The sequence below is a fragment of the Paraburkholderia saeva genome, from assembly GCF_907164555.1.
Lineage (GTDB): Bacteria > Pseudomonadota > Gammaproteobacteria > Burkholderiales > Burkholderiaceae > Paraburkholderia > Paraburkholderia saeva.
In genome coordinates this window covers 49,291-63,454 of the sequence record NZ_CAJQZC010000011.1, presented here as the reverse complement: position 1 = coordinate 63,454, position 14,164 = coordinate 49,291, and the positions used below count along the sequence as shown (strand labels likewise).

The window sequence follows — 14,164 nt, the reverse complement described above, 5'->3', positions numbered from 1 at the left end:
TGATCGCGATGCACACATTCAATGTAGCACCGTGCTCTATTGATTGCAAGCACCGTGCTATGCGATGATGTACGCATGGCCCGAGACGAACCCCAAGTTAATTTGCGTATCCCCGCTGATCTGAAAGACCGGATCGATAAGGCGGCGGAGAAAAACAAGCGATCTATGACCGCGGAGGTGGTTGCACGTTTGGAAGAGAGCTTCGGCGGTCAGAAGGCAGAAAAGGCGCCACCGATCGACGAGTACACCCTAGACCTATTCGCAGAAAAGGTCGGCCAGGTACTGGATACGCGGGAAAAGAAAAAGAAGCCGCGCAGCGCATGAGTTCCTTCCATCGCACAGATTGGCTATCGCTCGCTTCGCCGATCATCACACTACTGATCGTCGCCGGCGGGTACGGCGTTGCCTACTGGCAGGAAAAGGGCAAGAACCGCGCGACAGCCGAAGACATCGATCGGCTTACTCGGACGGTTGAGTCAATTAAGACTGAGAACGCAGTCTCGCTCGCGAATCTGACACATCAAAACGGCCTCTTGCTCGAACAACTGAAGTCGCGCCAGCAACTTCGTGTAGCGGCTATAGATAAGCGCCTGCAAGCTCATCAGGAGGCATTCACCCTATGGCGTGGCCTGATGGCCTTCGCACATAGTGAGCGCGTCGGAGAAGTTATTGTCGAGTGCCAAACATGGTGGGAACATAACGCGCTATATCTGGAGCCGCAGGTCCGAGAGGCCTTTAATCGCGCATATTTCGCCGCCGCCAGCCACAGGTCGTTGGTGAATGTTCCGGATCGTGAGGAGTCAACTGCGGCAACTGTCCGTGAGAATTGGAAGCTCATAATGGAGGCGGGCGACGTCATTTTGGAAGCGGTAGAACTGCCTGCCCTTAACGAGCGCGAACAATCAACGAAATTGCCAACTGCTTAACGTTGGCGGATTGATGGCGGGTAATTGAGATGGTTGCCGGGCCAGCGCTGTTCGATGGCGTTATACGGCGCAAAGTGCGTCCGCCGCATAACGCACGCGATGCACTACTGCTCTTGGGGGCGTTGAACGCTTGCTTCGTATATCGAAGGGTTGACTACGTTCATCTCACCTTGCGGGGGTTCGCCGAAAACGAGTTCGAAGTCTTTTTCTCCAAGAATGCTCGCAGCGTCATGGAGAAAAGATGAATATAGCCGGTTGAGTTCGGAGGCAGATGGCGCGTCGCCGGCGGGCGCGGCATATTGCATCCGCTCGACCTGCACCATGAAGGCGCGCCGATGGTCCATCAACGATTTAATCTTGCCGTCCGCGCCCCTGCCTTTCAAGGTGGTTTCGAGATGCTCTTGAAAGTCATCTACATCTGGGTCCGCATGTCCTGTGTTCATCGTGATACTCCCGCTTGAGCTTGCGCACTGAAGCTTCCTGCTGGCCCAAGCTGCGTGCTGTTTACCATACGTTCCGAACAGCGCATTGCTCAACCAATAGCCCCGCGCCCGCCGAACTGTCGCAGGACTCATGCCACTTTGGCCTGTCGCCCATAAAATCTGGTTCGCCAACTGGTGACATACGCCATCGCGACCATAGTTAAAAATCGTTCCCCTCGCGGCACGGTCCAGGTTCGAGTCGACGTCGGGCTTACATAGACAACAAGCATAGGGCAGATTCGCTGGCCCGAGCGCCAGAAAACCATCAGGTATGGTGGGCGTTCCACCCTGTGCATGAAAGCTACCCCAGCTGTACCAGTAGTGCTCACCCGCGGCGAGCACGTCCGCAATCTTGGAAAATACCTTAACACGACTGTCGTACGTGGTTACCCACGTATGATCGACGACCGACCCTTGAAAGTATGCCGGAACGGCCCAGGCGTATAGCGTGACGGCGCTCATTTCTTCTCCTTTAGTCCGGTCCGGCCACGGAATTGTTCACGGCGACGTTTCGTCTTACGAATTTGTAATATTAATGGCGCCCCATTTTTTAGTTATATGCAAGGTACGGTATAAATTTCAAGATCGTGGATCGGAAGCGTAATCACCGGCTCCGTCTCTTGAATGCTGGGTGGCTCTTTTCCTCCGTTCTCAGAAAGAGTTCTTACATTCAAGCGTTTGCCACTGCACAGAGCGCTACTCTCAGCCCTATTACGGTGGTCGTCTGAAACCGAAAACGGGAGCAGACATGGTCGGCGATGCGCAGGAAGATGAACGACCAAACTCATGCACGTTCTATGTGCGCGTGACTGTCAGGCCAAGAAATGATGACGATACAATTTCGGTACCGTTCGGGCGCCGGGGCGAAGTGGATCGGCGCACGCGATTCTGGGCGCAAGTCGAAAGAGTCGCAAGAAGCGTTTCTGGGATTACTCCTGACCAAGGTGAATCCATCATTGAAACTGCGTTGCCAAGTCGGCTGACGCGCAGTTTTAGTTCGCGCCGTCGCCGAATCTCCGAATACAACACCACTGCAGCACTGGACGCGGAAGCTGAGTACGCATTCAAAGTTCGCGTCGTCGACTACGGGAGCGCGCTCCTTTCCATTACCGCCACCGGGGTCAACGACCTTGCCCAGCTACTTGATAAAAATTTCGATCTCTTTATAGCTCTGACGGAAACGTATGTCGCTTCCGGATTTCAAGAAACGTTTATGCTTCCGGAGGGCTCGATCATTGCGAATGCATCCGGCTTTGAATCAGCGCGAGCGAACTTCGTCGGCGCCGGCGCGCGCGGTGGGTCCTCGAGCGCTGGCGACGCAAAACCAGACAGTCGCTTAAACTATATTCGAGGGTTGATTCAAGGCACGTTGATACTTCCAGTCTTGTTGGCGCTGCTCGTGTGCTACGTCGCAATGAATGCGTGGGATCACGAGCGGGACAGGCAAAGGGGCGAGGGCGACCGATTGTCGAGTGAGCGTATTGCTGTATTAGATTTCGCAAAATCGCATATCTTGTCCCTCGTTCAACAAAACACCGATCTCAGCAAGGCATTAGCGCAAAACGGTGCGAGCGAGGTGATCGCAATCGTCCAGCAAAACACTGCGCTGATGAAGGAGACGATTGCACCCAGATGCTGCTGCATTAGGTGCTGTGCAGTTCCAACGCCGCCAGCACCGAAGCCAAAGCCTAAGCCAACAGTCACGCCGCAGTGCAAGTAGCCCGGCCAGCCCGAGACACCCCAGCCTATGAATCTCACCAAAGCCTTGAATATCGCCAGCGCAGTAGCTGGTTGCCTCGGAACTGCCCTGATGTACCGGGGGACGTTCGGCCTGGTGGCACCTGGAGCGTATATGAGTGTGGCATTGCTGGCGGAGGTGAAGAAGGGCAACGATCGGAGACAATTGCTTCAACGTACCGGGTTGCTTCTGCTCACGATCAGCTTCTTGGTACAAGGAGTCGCGCAATTCGCTCCCGAGTAACCGGCGAAGAGTTGAGGGGGTGATAGCGGACAGTTGCAAGGGGCGCCCGTGGGGGCATCGTAGGCGCCCCGAGTGGCTTTCTAGCCGTATCGGTATCTACCGATATTCGAACATTGGGGCCGTTACACGACATTGTGCATGTCGGTGTAACGCGGCTATACAGCCCTATGACCACAATTCGTCCGCTAACCGGTAGCTGACTTAAACGGCATCGCTAGCCGGTGACCACGGCGACCGGGAATATCGCTCGCAGCAATCTGCGGCGATGCGGGACTAGCAGCCGTGGACGTCGAGATGGCGGCAGAATATGCTGCGGCGGCGAAACGCACCGCCAATCCGGCGAAGTTGGAATCGGATCAGAACGATTGGCACGCTGTACGTCGAGACTGTGCCGGTGATCTCAATTGCCTGCGCCACTCGTATGGCGTTCGCATTGATCAGTTGCGGCGTTGGCTGGGATAACGCCGGGACAGCACATTAAGCGTCCTGTGCGCAAAGTATGGTTGTTCCGAAAAGTGTGCGATTCATCTTAATACCCGCAAATCGGGTATTTACGTTTCGAAGCGCGGCACGAGCGGCGGCAGATTCGCCGGCTTTTTAGTTTCTATCGTGCCCCATCTGTTCGGTTATCTGATTGCCGCCCGTCGCGGTTGAGCCCGTATGAGCACGGGAGAGGTCTCCGCTTACGTTTCGTCGGCAAGTGCCGGTGTTTCTGCCCACCTCCGGCCGGGGCTATTCGGTCTAGTGCTCGCTCGCAGCGACTGTCAGTTCTTCCAGCGCCGCAACGATTGCTTTCTCTACTGCGTCGCACATCTCGTTGGCCGAGTTAAGCCTGGTTAGGTGTGGCGCCAGGTTGGAGGGGATTGCCAGAAGCCGGGTGCGCACCTTCGCATACTCCGCTCCGACAGCCCTCGTGACGTCCTCGACCAAAACAACCTGGCCGGAGTCCCGGTCGTACTCCAGCTGGGCTTTCAGGGCGAGATAGTTCTCCTTCACCCGGCGCGCCTCCTCGAAGTCCATGTTCGGCCCGAGCGCGACAATAATCCGCTCCGCTGCCTGCTCGGGTGATTCATCGGGCAGGATCACTTTCTCTTCCGGCGCGGCGGCGCCAAGCAGCACCCCGCTCACGCGCTTTCCCGTCAACGGTGACCCGCCTCTTCGGTATCGCGCCATCTTCGCGTGCGTCGCCTCGACGTCGACGAGAGCGCCATCCATGACGATCTCACCAGCGTTTCGCCGCCTTGCCCGCCTTTACTGAAATGAGTGATACCGACCAACGCCGCGTTCATACTTGCGGCGAGATCAACGAGCGGTTGCAGCGCCCGACGGGTCTCCGTGTTCTTGTGTGAGTCGCCAGTGACGGCGGACACAATCGGGTCAACGATGATTAACCGTACGTTCCCGATGCGCTCGGCCTGCTCCTGCAACGCCAGCATGTCGCGGCTCGGGTCGAACGAATCGACCTCGCCATTGACGCGCGCACCGGTCACGAAATAAACCCGGCTCGGGTCGCCGCCAGATGCCAGCAACCGCGGTAACAATGTGTCGGCGGGGTCATCCTCGCCGGACCAAATCAACACGTTCCCCCGCGCGCATCGCGAGCCATCGGGCCAGCGCCCGCTGCTCGTTACGGTTGCAGCGAAGGCTATGGCAATAGTGGTCTTGCCTTGCCCAGGGGCGCCGGCCAGGATGTGCACCTTTCCCATTGCGAGCCAGCCATCCCACAGCCAGCGTACAGGCACAGGTTTCAGTTCAGAGCCATTGACCAAGAGGACACCATCGCGCGGAACCTCAGGCTTCACGATTCGCTCGGCGTTTGCGAGCACATCACGCATGATCTCGGCAGGCGCATTCATGCGACCTCCTTGAGCACGTCGTTAAGGTCGTTTTCTGTCTGCTTTGTCATGTGCACTTCGACGCCATCGGCGGCCCACCGTTGAGCACACGCGTGAGCGCCGTCAATTCCAGCGGGGTCGTTGTCCGCGCCAATAACGAGGCTCTCGATTCCCGGCAGGACTGGCAACGCCTTCAGGTTTCCAGCGTCAATGCACGCCCACACCGGTGCATAGGCCCACGCGAGAGACAACGCCGTCTCGATGCCTTCGGCGATGCCCAGGCCGGTCGTAACGCTTTCGTCCGGCCACATACGGATCACGCCACCTTGTTTGCGATGCCCGCCCAGTAGCAGACGCTGCGGGTCAATGTCGGCTTTGCGACCATCGGCGCAGATCCACGTCCGATGCAGGCTCATCGGTTCGCCAGTTACCGCATCAGTAACGAGCGCCACCAGGGCACCGTGCACGGCAAGCAGTACGTGGCCGTCGCGGCGGGCGGCAATACGCAACTCGACTTCAAGCGGGGTAATTCCGTCATCGTGTTCGCGTTGCAGTGACGCGCATGGTGATCGCTATCGCAGTGATCCGCCCACGCCGCCTTCCCTGGCGCGCGTGGGCCGCCGCGTCGATGGTGTGCGCCGGCCTCGGAAGCGCGCTGCCGGGCGTCGCGCATGCCGACGCCGAAGCCGGCCAGGCGAAGGCGCAGGTTTGCGCGGCGTGTCATGGGCCGATGGGTAATTCGACGAGTTCGGATTACCCGATTCTCGCGGGGCAAAGCGCGCGCTATATCTATCTCGAACTGCGCGACTTCAAGGAGGACCGCCGCTCGGACCCGCGCATGTCGCCGATGGCGGCGAACCTGTCGCGCGAGGACATGCTCGATCTCGCCGACTATTTTGCCGCGCAGAAGCCCGCGGCGATGCCCTACAAGGCTGACCCGGTGCGCGTCGAAGCGGGGCGTCGCAAGGCGGCCGAGGTGCTGTGCACGATGTGTCATCTGGGCGGCTTCACCGGGCAGAACGAGATTCCGCGTGTCGCCGGGCAGCAGTATGCGTACATCGTCAAACAGTTGCAGGACTTCCGCGAACGCCGGCGCACGAACGACGCCGGCAACATGACGAGCGTCACGAAAGGCCTGACCGACGACGACATCATGAATCTGGCGGCGTACATCGCGAACCTGCAGTAACGCCCGTGCGGATGCGAATAACGGTCGCCACACAATCGATACAGCGCTTCGAGGGGAGACACGACGATGAAAAGAACGCAGCGTGCGTGGACAGCGGTGGGTGCCGCGGTGATCGCGGTCGCGCTCGGCGGCGCGCCTGCGCCGGGCGTCGCCGATGACGACGTGGGGATCAACCAGCAATTGCTGAACGCAGCGCGAAGCGGCGACGAAGCCGGCGTGAACGCTGCGCTTGCCGCCGGGGCGTCGACGGATTCGCGCAACCGCATCGGCGATACCGCGTTAATTACGGCCTGCAAGAAAGGCTCGCTCAGCATGGCGCGCACGTTGATCGATCACGGCGCAAATGTGAACCAGGCCGACGTCTCCGGCATCACGCCGCTGATGGCCGCTGCGTATGGCGGCTCCGACGCGATCGTGAAGCTGCTGCTGGAACACAAGGCGGACACGACGGCCACCGACCGCATCGGCAAAACCGCGATGGAATATGCCGCTGGTCAGGGCGCAACGGCGGCAGTGCAGCTGCTGCTCGATGCGGGCGTCGACGTCAACCGTCTGTACAAGAACGACCTCACGGCATTGATGTGGGCTGCGGGCTACGATCGCGCGGACACCATCCAGCTGTTGCTCGCCCGTGGCGCGAATCCGGCGCTGCGCGACAATCGCGGACTGACGGCGCAGGACATCGCCATGCAGACGCATTCGACGCACGCCGCGACGCTGCTGCCCGCGCGCGACCCAGGCGGGTGATGACGCGCGCTCATGCACATCAGCGGAAATAGACGCGCGACGCGCCGTGCGGAATCCGTCGCGGGCGGAAATACAGCAAGACGCGCGTCGAGGTGAGCGGTACTATCGCGCCAAAGCTGTGAGCGGCCATACCGCTGCCGGCGCAGACCGTATTGCGGCCGCCCCGTTTCTTCCTCGCTTATCCATGACCACTTCCGCCACGATCACCCTTCCCGAAGACGACGGCCCGCGCGTCGTCCTCTGGCGTTCCGAGGCGGCCGTGCCGCCGCCAAAGCGCGTGACCATCGCCGACGACCGGCTCACCGCCGATGCCGCCTACCGCCTCGCGTGTGAAGGCACGGCGCTGCTGTATCGCGGCGACTTTCAGAACGCGCGTCAGCTGTTGCAGGCGATGACGCGGCGGGTCGAGCGCAATCCGCGCAAGGCGGCAACCTCGCTGAAAGAGGCGTTCAACTTTCACCGTCAGGCGCAGTCGCAACGCGCGCGCGTGCTCGGCATGGTGCTGATCCCGCTGGAAGGCGATTACACGATCCCGCTGCGCCGCGCGCCGGAAGTGCGCGAGGCGTGCGCCGAGACGTATGGTGCCGTGACCGGCGAGGCTTCGGTGGTTTCGCTGCGTGAACTGCTCGGCCTGATCGGTGCGCACGAATGGCGCAAGAAGGGCGTCGAGATTCCCGTGCTCGCGGATCGCATCCACCCGCATTACGGCGTGTTCTCGCCGGTGCGCGGCGAGTATGTCGATCTGGTGGCGCGCACGCCGTTGCCGACGCTTGAAAAGGCGTTCGATATCGGCACCGGGACCGGCGTGCTGGCCGCAGTGCTGGCAAAGCGCGGCGTGAAGAAGATCGTCGCGACCGATTCGGATCCGCGTGCGCTCGCATGCGCCACCGAAAACCTGAAGCGCATGGGCTACGACGCCCAGGTCAAGGTGGTGCAGGCCGATCTCTTTCCCGAAGGCCGTGCGCCGCTCGTGATCTGCAATCCGCCGTGGGTGCCGGCGCGGCCCGCATCGCCGATCGAATACGCGGTGTTTGATCCGGACAGCCGCATGCTGCTCGGTTTCCTGAACGGGCTCGCCGCGCATCTTTCACCAGGCGGCGAAGGCTGGCTGATCCTGTCCGATTTCGCCGAACATCTGGGTCTGCGCACGCGCGAAAGCCTGCTCGCGGCGATCGATCAGGCGGGGCTCAAGCTCGTTGGACGCGAAGACATCAAGCCGCGACATCCGAAGTCGACCGACGCGAACGATCCGCTGCACGCGGCACGCGCGAAAGAGGTCACGTCGTTGTGGCGTCTGCAGGCGCGCTGATGTCGAGTGTTGCGGCGTCGGGTTCTTACTCCGGCGTTGATGCCGGTGCCCGGACATAATCTGCCGCGCCTTGCCCGGCGACGAGGCCGCTCGCAAAGCAGGCCGTGAGCAGGTAGCCGCCCGTCGGGGCTTCCCAGTCGAGCATTTCGCCGGCGCAGAACGCGCCCGGAATCTGCTGCAGCATCAGGTGCGCATCGAGCGCCTCGAACGGAATGCCGCCCGCACTGCTGATCGCTTCGTCGATGGGCCGCGCGCGTGTCAGGCGCAGCGGCAGCGCCTTGATCGCGTGCGCAAGAATGTGTGTATCGGCGAACGCTTCCTTCGACAGACACTCCCGCAGCAAACCCGCCTTGACGCCCGAAATGCCGAGCCGGCCATGCAGATGCGTCGACATCGAGCGCGATCCGCGCGGCCGCGTGACCTCGTCCGCGACGCGTTCGGCGGAGTGTGCGGGCGCGAGATCGAGGTGAATGACGACCTCGCCATCCGCCAGCAGACGATCCCGGATCACCGACGAAAGCGCGTACACCAGGCTGCCCTCGATCCCGGTTTCTGTCGAAATGAACTCACCTTTTCGATAATGGACTTTTTTGTCTATATCGATAGCGGAAATGGCGACGGGTTTCACCGGCTGGCCGGCGAAACGTTCACGGAAATACACGCTCCAGTCGGCGTCGAAGCCGCAGTTCGACGGGAGCAGCGGCGCGATCGAAACGCCGCGTGCCTGCATCAGCGGCACCCACGCAGCGTCCGATCCAAGCCGCGGCCAGCTGCCTCCTCCGAGCGCGAAGACGACCGCATCGGCTGTTACGTGATGCTCGCCGTCGTCGCCGGTCGTCGTGAAGCGCAGCACGTGCTTCGGCGTGCCGGGCGACTGTGCGTCGCTGTCCCAGCCTGTCCATTTGTGGCGCATGTGGAACCGCACGCCGGTTTCTTTCAGCCGGTGCAGCCACGCGCGCAGCATGGGCGCCGCCTTCATGTCGGTCGGGAACACACGTCCGGAGCTGCCGACGAACGTCGAAACGCCCAGTTCCGTCAGCCACGCGCGCAGCGCGTCGGGGCCGAACGCGCCGAGAAGCGGCGCGATCTGCTCGCGGCGCGCGCCATAGCGGCCGAGAAACGGTGTGAGCGGCTCGGCGTGCGTGATGTTCATACCGCCTTTGCCGGCCATCAGGAACTTGCGGCCGACGGAAGGCATCGCGTCATACACGTCGACGCGCACGCCGCGCCGGACGAGCGCCTCGGCGGCCATCAAACCGGCCGGGCCGCCGCCGATGACGGCGACAGAAACAGAATCGTGCGAAGGGGACATGCAGCGGGGGCGAAGAAGAGAGAGAAGCGTGCGAGGACGCGAGGTGCGCCATTTTCACACCCACGGCGAAGCGGAGCAAACGCGCGGGCAGCGGCGCGTCGCGCCTGCCAGACGGTTTCAGGTCACGACGCCCACCTGCCAGGGCACGAACTCGTTCTGGCCATATCCGTGCAGTTCGCTCTTCGACGGTTTGCCCGACGCGCAGTCGAGCATCATGCGAAACACCGCTTCGCCGAGTTCGTTGATGCTCGCCGTGCCGTCGATCACGCCGCCGCAGTTGATGTCCATGTCGTCTTCCTGACGCTCCCACAGCGGCGTGTTCGTCGCGAGCTTTAGCGATGGCGACGGCGCGCAGCCGTACGCGGAACCGCGCCCGGTCGTGAAGCAGATCAGGTTCGCGCCCGACGCCACCTGGCCCGTCGCCGACATCGGGTCATAACCCGGTGAATCCATGAACACGAAGCCTTTCGCCGTGACTGGCTGCGCGTATTCGTACACTTCGACGAGATTCGTCGTGCCGCCTTTCGCAACCGCGCCGAGCGATTTTTCGAGGATCGTCGTGAGGCCGCCGACCTTGTTGCCCGCCGACGGATTGTTGTCGAGCGCCGCGCCGTTGCGCTCGCAATAGTCCTGCCACCAGGCGATGCGCGCGAGCAGCTTCTCGCCGACTTCGCGGCTCACCGCGCGCCGCGTGAGCAGATGCTCGGCGCCATAAACTTCCGGCGTTTCCGACAGGATCGCCGTGCCGCCGTTTTGCACCAGACGGTCGACAGCCGCGCCGAGCACCGGGTTCGCCGAAATGCCGGAATAGCCGTCCGAGCCGCCGCATTGCAGGCCGACGACGATGTGCGACGCAGGCAGTGGTTCGCGCGTCGCGCGGTTCGCGTCGACCAGCATCTCGCGGACCATCGCGATACCGTGCTCGATCGTCTTGCGCGTGCCGCCGCTGTCCTGGATCGTGAAGCTGCGCAGACGCGGCTTGTCGTCGCGCAGTCCGCCGGCTTCAAGCACGCCGCCGATCTGGTTTGTCTCGCAGCCAAGGCCGACGAACAGCACCGACGCGAAGTTCGGATGCATCGCATAACCCGCGAGCGTGCGGCGCAGGATGCGGATGCCTTCGCCCTGCATGTCGATGCCGCAGCCGAGACCGTGGGTGAGCGCGATCACACCGTCGACGTTCGGAAAATCCGCGAGCGCCTCCGGATGCACGTCGCGCCGGAAATGATCGGCGATCGCGCGTGCAACCGTCGCCGAGCAGTTCACGCTCGTCAAGACGCCAATGTAGTTGCGCGTCGCGACGCGGCCGTCGTCGCGGCGAATGCCCATGAAGTGCGCCGGCTCGCCTGTATATGCCGTGGGATGCTGGTCGACGCCAAACGCGTGATCACGCGAGAAATCCGCCATGCCGAGATTCTGCACGTGCACGTGCTGACCGCGCGCGATGTTCTCCCGCGCGACGCCGATGATCTGGTTGTAGCGTTTGACCGGTTCGCCCTTCGTGATCGCGCGCGTCGCGATCTTGTGGCCCGGCGGAATCAGCCCCGAGACGACGAGATCTTCGGCGTCGATCCGTGTGCCTGAGACGAGCTGACGTGTCGCAATCACGACGTCGTCGTTTGGATGCAGGCGGATCACGGCGTGCGCGGTGGCGCTGCCGGGGGTTGCAAGCGTTGGGCTCGACATGGGAAACCTCTGTTGTTTCGTCTATGCGGGGGACGGAGCGCGTTGTGTCCGGGCGGGGCTCATCGCCAGCTGGACTTTTTGATCGTGGGACCGAGCAGTACCGGATACCAGCGGGACGTTATTTCGGCCTGACCAGTTGCCGATCATAGAAGTGTGTTGCTAATCTGGTCAAGCCAGTTTGATCTGCGCATACACGGGATGGCGAAGCGCCAGATCGCCCGTCGTCTCGCTGGTTACAATCCACGCTTTGCCGCCATCGAACCGTCTAGCCGCCCGGAGCCACGCTTGTCAGTCAAACCCCTCGAAACGCGTCGTCTGTATCTCCAGATCGCTGACAAGCTGCGCGACCTGATCGGCCAGCAGGGATTTGCGCCGAACGGACGCCTGCCGTCCGAGCGCGAACTGGCGCAGACGCTGGGCGTGTCGCGTCCGTCGGTGCGCGAGGCGCTCGTTGCGCTGGAGCTGGAAGGGCGTGTGGAAATCCGCATGGGGTCGGGCGTGTATGTCAGTTCGCGCCCGGCCTCCGTTACAGCGGCCGCGCTCACATCCGATTCGGGCGCACTCGGCGAAAGCCCGCGCGAAATCATGGACGCCCGCTCGCTGATCGAAGGCGCAATCGCGGCGAGCGTCGCGCCGTTCGCGAAACCGAAGGCGCTCCGGACGCTGCGCGCCCTGTACGAGCGGATGGCGTCGGAAGTCGCCGCCGGCCAGATTCCGCTCGCAGCCGACCGGCAATTTCACCTGTGCATCGCGCAGATGTCGGATAACGACGTGCTGGTGAAGACGATCGCCGAGCTGTTCGACGAACGGCACAGCCCGTTGTCGTCGAAGCTGCGGGTGCATTTTGAAGGGGAAGATACGTGGGCGGCCGCGCTCGATGAACACCGCGCCATTCTGGAAGCGCTCGAAGCACGCGATCCCGTGCAGGCGCATGCGGCAGTCCAGCGACATCTGAAAGCGTCGTACGCGCGTCTGATGACGCGCGTACGACGATGAAAACCTGAGGCTGAAGGCAGCCCGCCGCGCGCCGCCTTCAGGGGCAGATCGAAACGGTCAGTTCCGTCAACCCGGGTACTCCTCATCGACCTTCAGGCCGGCGAGCTTGAAGATCACGCGGAGTGTCTGGGGTTTGATGTCACGCCGCGAAGCCAGCGTCGTCATGACGAAGTCGAGTACCTTTGCGTATTTGAGCAGCGTCAGACAGGTTTCCATGTCGACGGCGCCATCACGCATCAACTCGGCAATTCGCAGCATCTCCACCGAGATGTCGCGCGCCATTTCGAGTTCGATCTGCTGTTTCTCTGTCCACGCGGGCGTGGTCAGGAGTTTCGTCATCATCTCCTGGAACTTCTGCTCCGCGTTTCCGTTCGGTATCGCGTCCATTGCAGCCTCATTTTCGTCTGAGCGTGCTTCTTGTCCGGTCACGGCGCGCTGCAGGTTACGTAACGTCCGGCCCGGGATTCCGGTACCGACCTCCCACCCGCTAGCTGTTCCGCTCAGAGCAGCTGCTTGTGTTGATGATTTGTGCCGCTCCCCGTCAGGGCGAAGCGGAAATGCCGACCGTGGGCGCGTCGCCGCGTTCTACGCGCGCGATACGTCACATTCGGCATGAAGCGTTCCCGGCGCACGATGTGTCTGCGGCGGTTTTCTCGCTCTTCGCGCGGACGCACCCGGTTCCTGTCTGCGCTTTTCGGTAAACTGGCAGTATCTTTTCAATCCTTCCGTCATCTGTCGCACGTTCGCGGTGCAGTTGGCGCTGCACAAATTCGATGTCTACCCGATCCGCCAGTTCCGCAAAGCCGCCGAAAGCGGCGAAAACTCACGAAATCCGTCCGAATCAGTCGATCGAGTTGCTGAAGGAGCTGCACATCCTCACGCGCGACGGCACGATGAATCAGGACAGCCGGCGCAAGCTGAAGCAGGTCTATCACCTGTTCCAGTTCATCGAGCCGCTCCTGAAAGATCTGAAGGATTCGCAGGGCAGCCTTACGCTCGTCGATCACGGCGCGGGGAAGTCCTATCTGGGTTTTATCCTGTACGACCTGTTTTTCAAGGAACAACAGGACGCATCGCACATCTACGGCATCGAGACGCGCGAAGACCTCGTCACGAAATCGGAAGAACTGGCGGCGCGGCTAGGTTTCGGCGGGATGTCGTTCGTGAATCTGTCGGTGGCGGAGTCGATCACGTCGGAGCGTCTGCCGGCCGCAATCGACATCGTCACGGCGCTGCACGCCTGCAACACCGCCACCGACGATGCAATCCGCTTCGCGCTGGAGAAAAAGGCAAAGTACATCGTCGTGGTGCCGTGCTGTCAGGCGGAAGTGGCGGGCGTGCTGCGCAGCAACAAGAGCCGCTCGCTCGGGCATGCGCTGACGGAAATCTGGCGCCATCCACTGCATACGCGCGAGTTCGGCAGCCAGATCACGAACGTGCTGCGCTGCCTGCAACTCGAAGCGCATGGCTATCAGGTGAGCGTGACGGAACTCGTCGGCTGGGAACATTCGATGAAGAACGAACTCATCATTGCCCACTATAAGGATCTGCCGCGCCGCCGGCCGGCGGAACGGCTCAATGAAGTCATGGAGACGCTCGGGCTCGGTGAGCTGCGTGAGCGGTTCTTTGTGCCGGAAGTGGTTTGATCTGCGTGGCGTGTACCGTGAGCAGGCGCGTCGGGTGCATGCGTTCACGCTCGGGTGA

At 61.8% G+C, this 14,164-nt stretch carries 17 protein-coding genes; 10 read left to right on the top strand and 7 right to left on the bottom strand.

Going from position 1 to position 14,164, the window contains the following annotated elements; genetic code table 11:
* Positions 1-75 precede the first annotated feature (75 nt).
* Together LPA36_RS24375 and LPA36_RS24370 are read left to right on the top strand one after the other, a co-directional pair.
* Positions 76-324, top strand: coding sequence for an Arc family DNA-binding protein (locus LPA36_RS24375; protein WP_228882499.1), 249 nt, complete (start codon positions 76-78; stop codon positions 322-324).
* A complete protein-coding gene (locus LPA36_RS24370; protein ID WP_228882498.1) occupies positions 321-926 on the top strand; it encodes a hypothetical protein in 606 nt (201 codons plus the stop codon). The genes LPA36_RS24375 and LPA36_RS24370 overlap by 4 nt, the downstream gene beginning before the upstream one ends.
* A gap of 104 nt (positions 927-1,030) precedes the next feature.
* Here the strand turns inward: LPA36_RS24370 and LPA36_RS24365 are convergent, their stop codons facing one another.
* Complete coding sequence (locus tag LPA36_RS24365; protein WP_228882495.1) at positions 1,031-1,870, bottom strand: hypothetical protein; 840 nt, start codon at positions 1,868-1,870, stop codon at positions 1,031-1,033.
* A 286-nt stretch (positions 1,871-2,156) separates the two neighbouring features.
* Here LPA36_RS24365 and LPA36_RS24360 point away from each other — a divergent pair, with 286 nt between their 5' ends.
* Both LPA36_RS24360 and LPA36_RS24355 read left to right on the top strand, forming a co-directional pair.
* A complete protein-coding gene (locus LPA36_RS24360) occupies positions 2,157-3,128 on the top strand; it encodes a hypothetical protein (protein ID WP_228882493.1) in 972 nt (323 codons plus the stop codon).
* Positions 3,129-3,155: 27 nt separating this feature from the next.
* Complete coding sequence (locus LPA36_RS24355; protein ID WP_228882490.1) at positions 3,156-3,389, top strand: hypothetical protein; 234 nt, start codon at positions 3,156-3,158, stop codon at positions 3,387-3,389.
* Between the two features lie 741 nt (positions 3,390-4,130).
* Here LPA36_RS24355 and LPA36_RS24350 read toward each other — a convergent pair.
* From LPA36_RS24350 to LPA36_RS24340, 3 genes are read right to left on the bottom strand one after another with little or no spacing between them, the layout of a single operon-like run.
* The gene (locus LPA36_RS24350) at positions 4,131-4,517 is read right to left on the bottom strand and encodes a hypothetical protein (RefSeq protein ID WP_228882487.1); all 387 of its coding nucleotides are present in this window, start codon (positions 4,515-4,517) and stop codon (positions 4,131-4,133) included.
* 11 nt (positions 4,518-4,528) lie between these two features.
* A complete protein-coding gene (locus LPA36_RS24345) occupies positions 4,529-5,245 on the bottom strand; it encodes an AAA family ATPase (RefSeq protein WP_324250969.1) in 717 nt (238 codons plus the stop codon).
* Positions 5,242-5,676 (bottom strand): toprim domain-containing protein, encoded by a 435-nt coding sequence (locus tag LPA36_RS24340; RefSeq protein ID WP_456095334.1) that lies wholly within the window; start codon positions 5,674-5,676, stop codon positions 5,242-5,244. The genes LPA36_RS24345 and LPA36_RS24340 overlap by 4 nt, the downstream gene beginning before the upstream one ends.
* On the opposite strand from LPA36_RS24340, the gene LPA36_RS24335 reads away from it, so the two are divergent.
* The 4 genes from LPA36_RS24335 to LPA36_RS24320 all read left to right on the top strand — a co-directional run bounded on the left by LPA36_RS24335 (position 5,629) and on the right by LPA36_RS24320 (position 8,469).
* Positions 5,629-5,781 carry a hypothetical protein gene (locus tag LPA36_RS24335; RefSeq protein WP_228882710.1) on the top strand — a complete coding sequence of 51 codons (153 nt, stop codon included), beginning with the start codon at positions 5,629-5,631 and terminating at the stop codon, positions 5,779-5,781. The two genes, LPA36_RS24340 and LPA36_RS24335, sit on opposite strands and share 48 nt — an antisense overlap.
* 71 nt (positions 5,782-5,852) lie before the next feature.
* Positions 5,853-6,413 carry a c-type cytochrome gene (locus tag LPA36_RS24330; RefSeq protein ID WP_228882698.1) on the top strand — a complete coding sequence of 187 codons (561 nt, stop codon included), beginning with the start codon at positions 5,853-5,855 and terminating at the stop codon, positions 6,411-6,413.
* A gap of 66 nt (positions 6,414-6,479) precedes the next feature.
* A complete protein-coding gene (locus tag LPA36_RS24325; protein ID WP_228882483.1) occupies positions 6,480-7,160 on the top strand; it encodes an ankyrin repeat domain-containing protein in 681 nt (226 codons plus the stop codon).
* A 184-nt stretch (positions 7,161-7,344) separates the two neighbouring features.
* On the top strand, positions 7,345-8,469 hold the full coding sequence (locus tag LPA36_RS24320) for a methyltransferase (RefSeq protein ID WP_228882481.1): 1,125 nt from the start codon (positions 7,345-7,347) through the stop codon (positions 8,467-8,469).
* A gap of 25 nt (positions 8,470-8,494) precedes the next feature.
* On the opposite strand, the gene LPA36_RS24315 is transcribed toward LPA36_RS24320, so the two are convergent.
* Positions 8,495-9,781, bottom strand: a complete 1,287-nt coding sequence (locus LPA36_RS24315; RefSeq protein ID WP_228882479.1) for a TIGR03862 family flavoprotein — start codon at positions 9,779-9,781, stop codon at positions 8,495-8,497.
* Between the two features lie 117 nt (positions 9,782-9,898).
* On the bottom strand, positions 9,899-11,464 hold the full coding sequence (locus LPA36_RS24310; RefSeq protein WP_228882477.1) for a UxaA family hydrolase: 1,566 nt from the start codon (positions 11,462-11,464) through the stop codon (positions 9,899-9,901).
* Between the two features lie 285 nt (positions 11,465-11,749).
* Here LPA36_RS24310 and LPA36_RS24305 point away from each other — a divergent pair, with 285 nt between their 5' ends.
* Positions 11,750-12,460, top strand: coding sequence for a FadR/GntR family transcriptional regulator (locus tag LPA36_RS24305; protein ID WP_324250968.1), 711 nt, complete (start codon positions 11,750-11,752; stop codon positions 12,458-12,460).
* 66 nt (positions 12,461-12,526) lie between these two features.
* Here the strand turns inward: LPA36_RS24305 and LPA36_RS24300 are convergent, their stop codons facing one another.
* Positions 12,527-12,847 (bottom strand): DNA-binding protein, encoded by a 321-nt coding sequence (locus tag LPA36_RS24300; RefSeq protein WP_228882475.1) that lies wholly within the window; start codon positions 12,845-12,847, stop codon positions 12,527-12,529.
* A 386-nt stretch (positions 12,848-13,233) separates the two neighbouring features.
* On the opposite strand from LPA36_RS24300, the gene LPA36_RS24295 reads away from it, so the two are divergent.
* Entirely contained in the window at positions 13,234-14,106 is an 873-nt protein-coding gene (locus tag LPA36_RS24295) for a class I SAM-dependent methyltransferase (RefSeq protein WP_228882473.1), read from the top strand.
* Positions 14,107-14,164 lie beyond the last annotated feature (58 nt).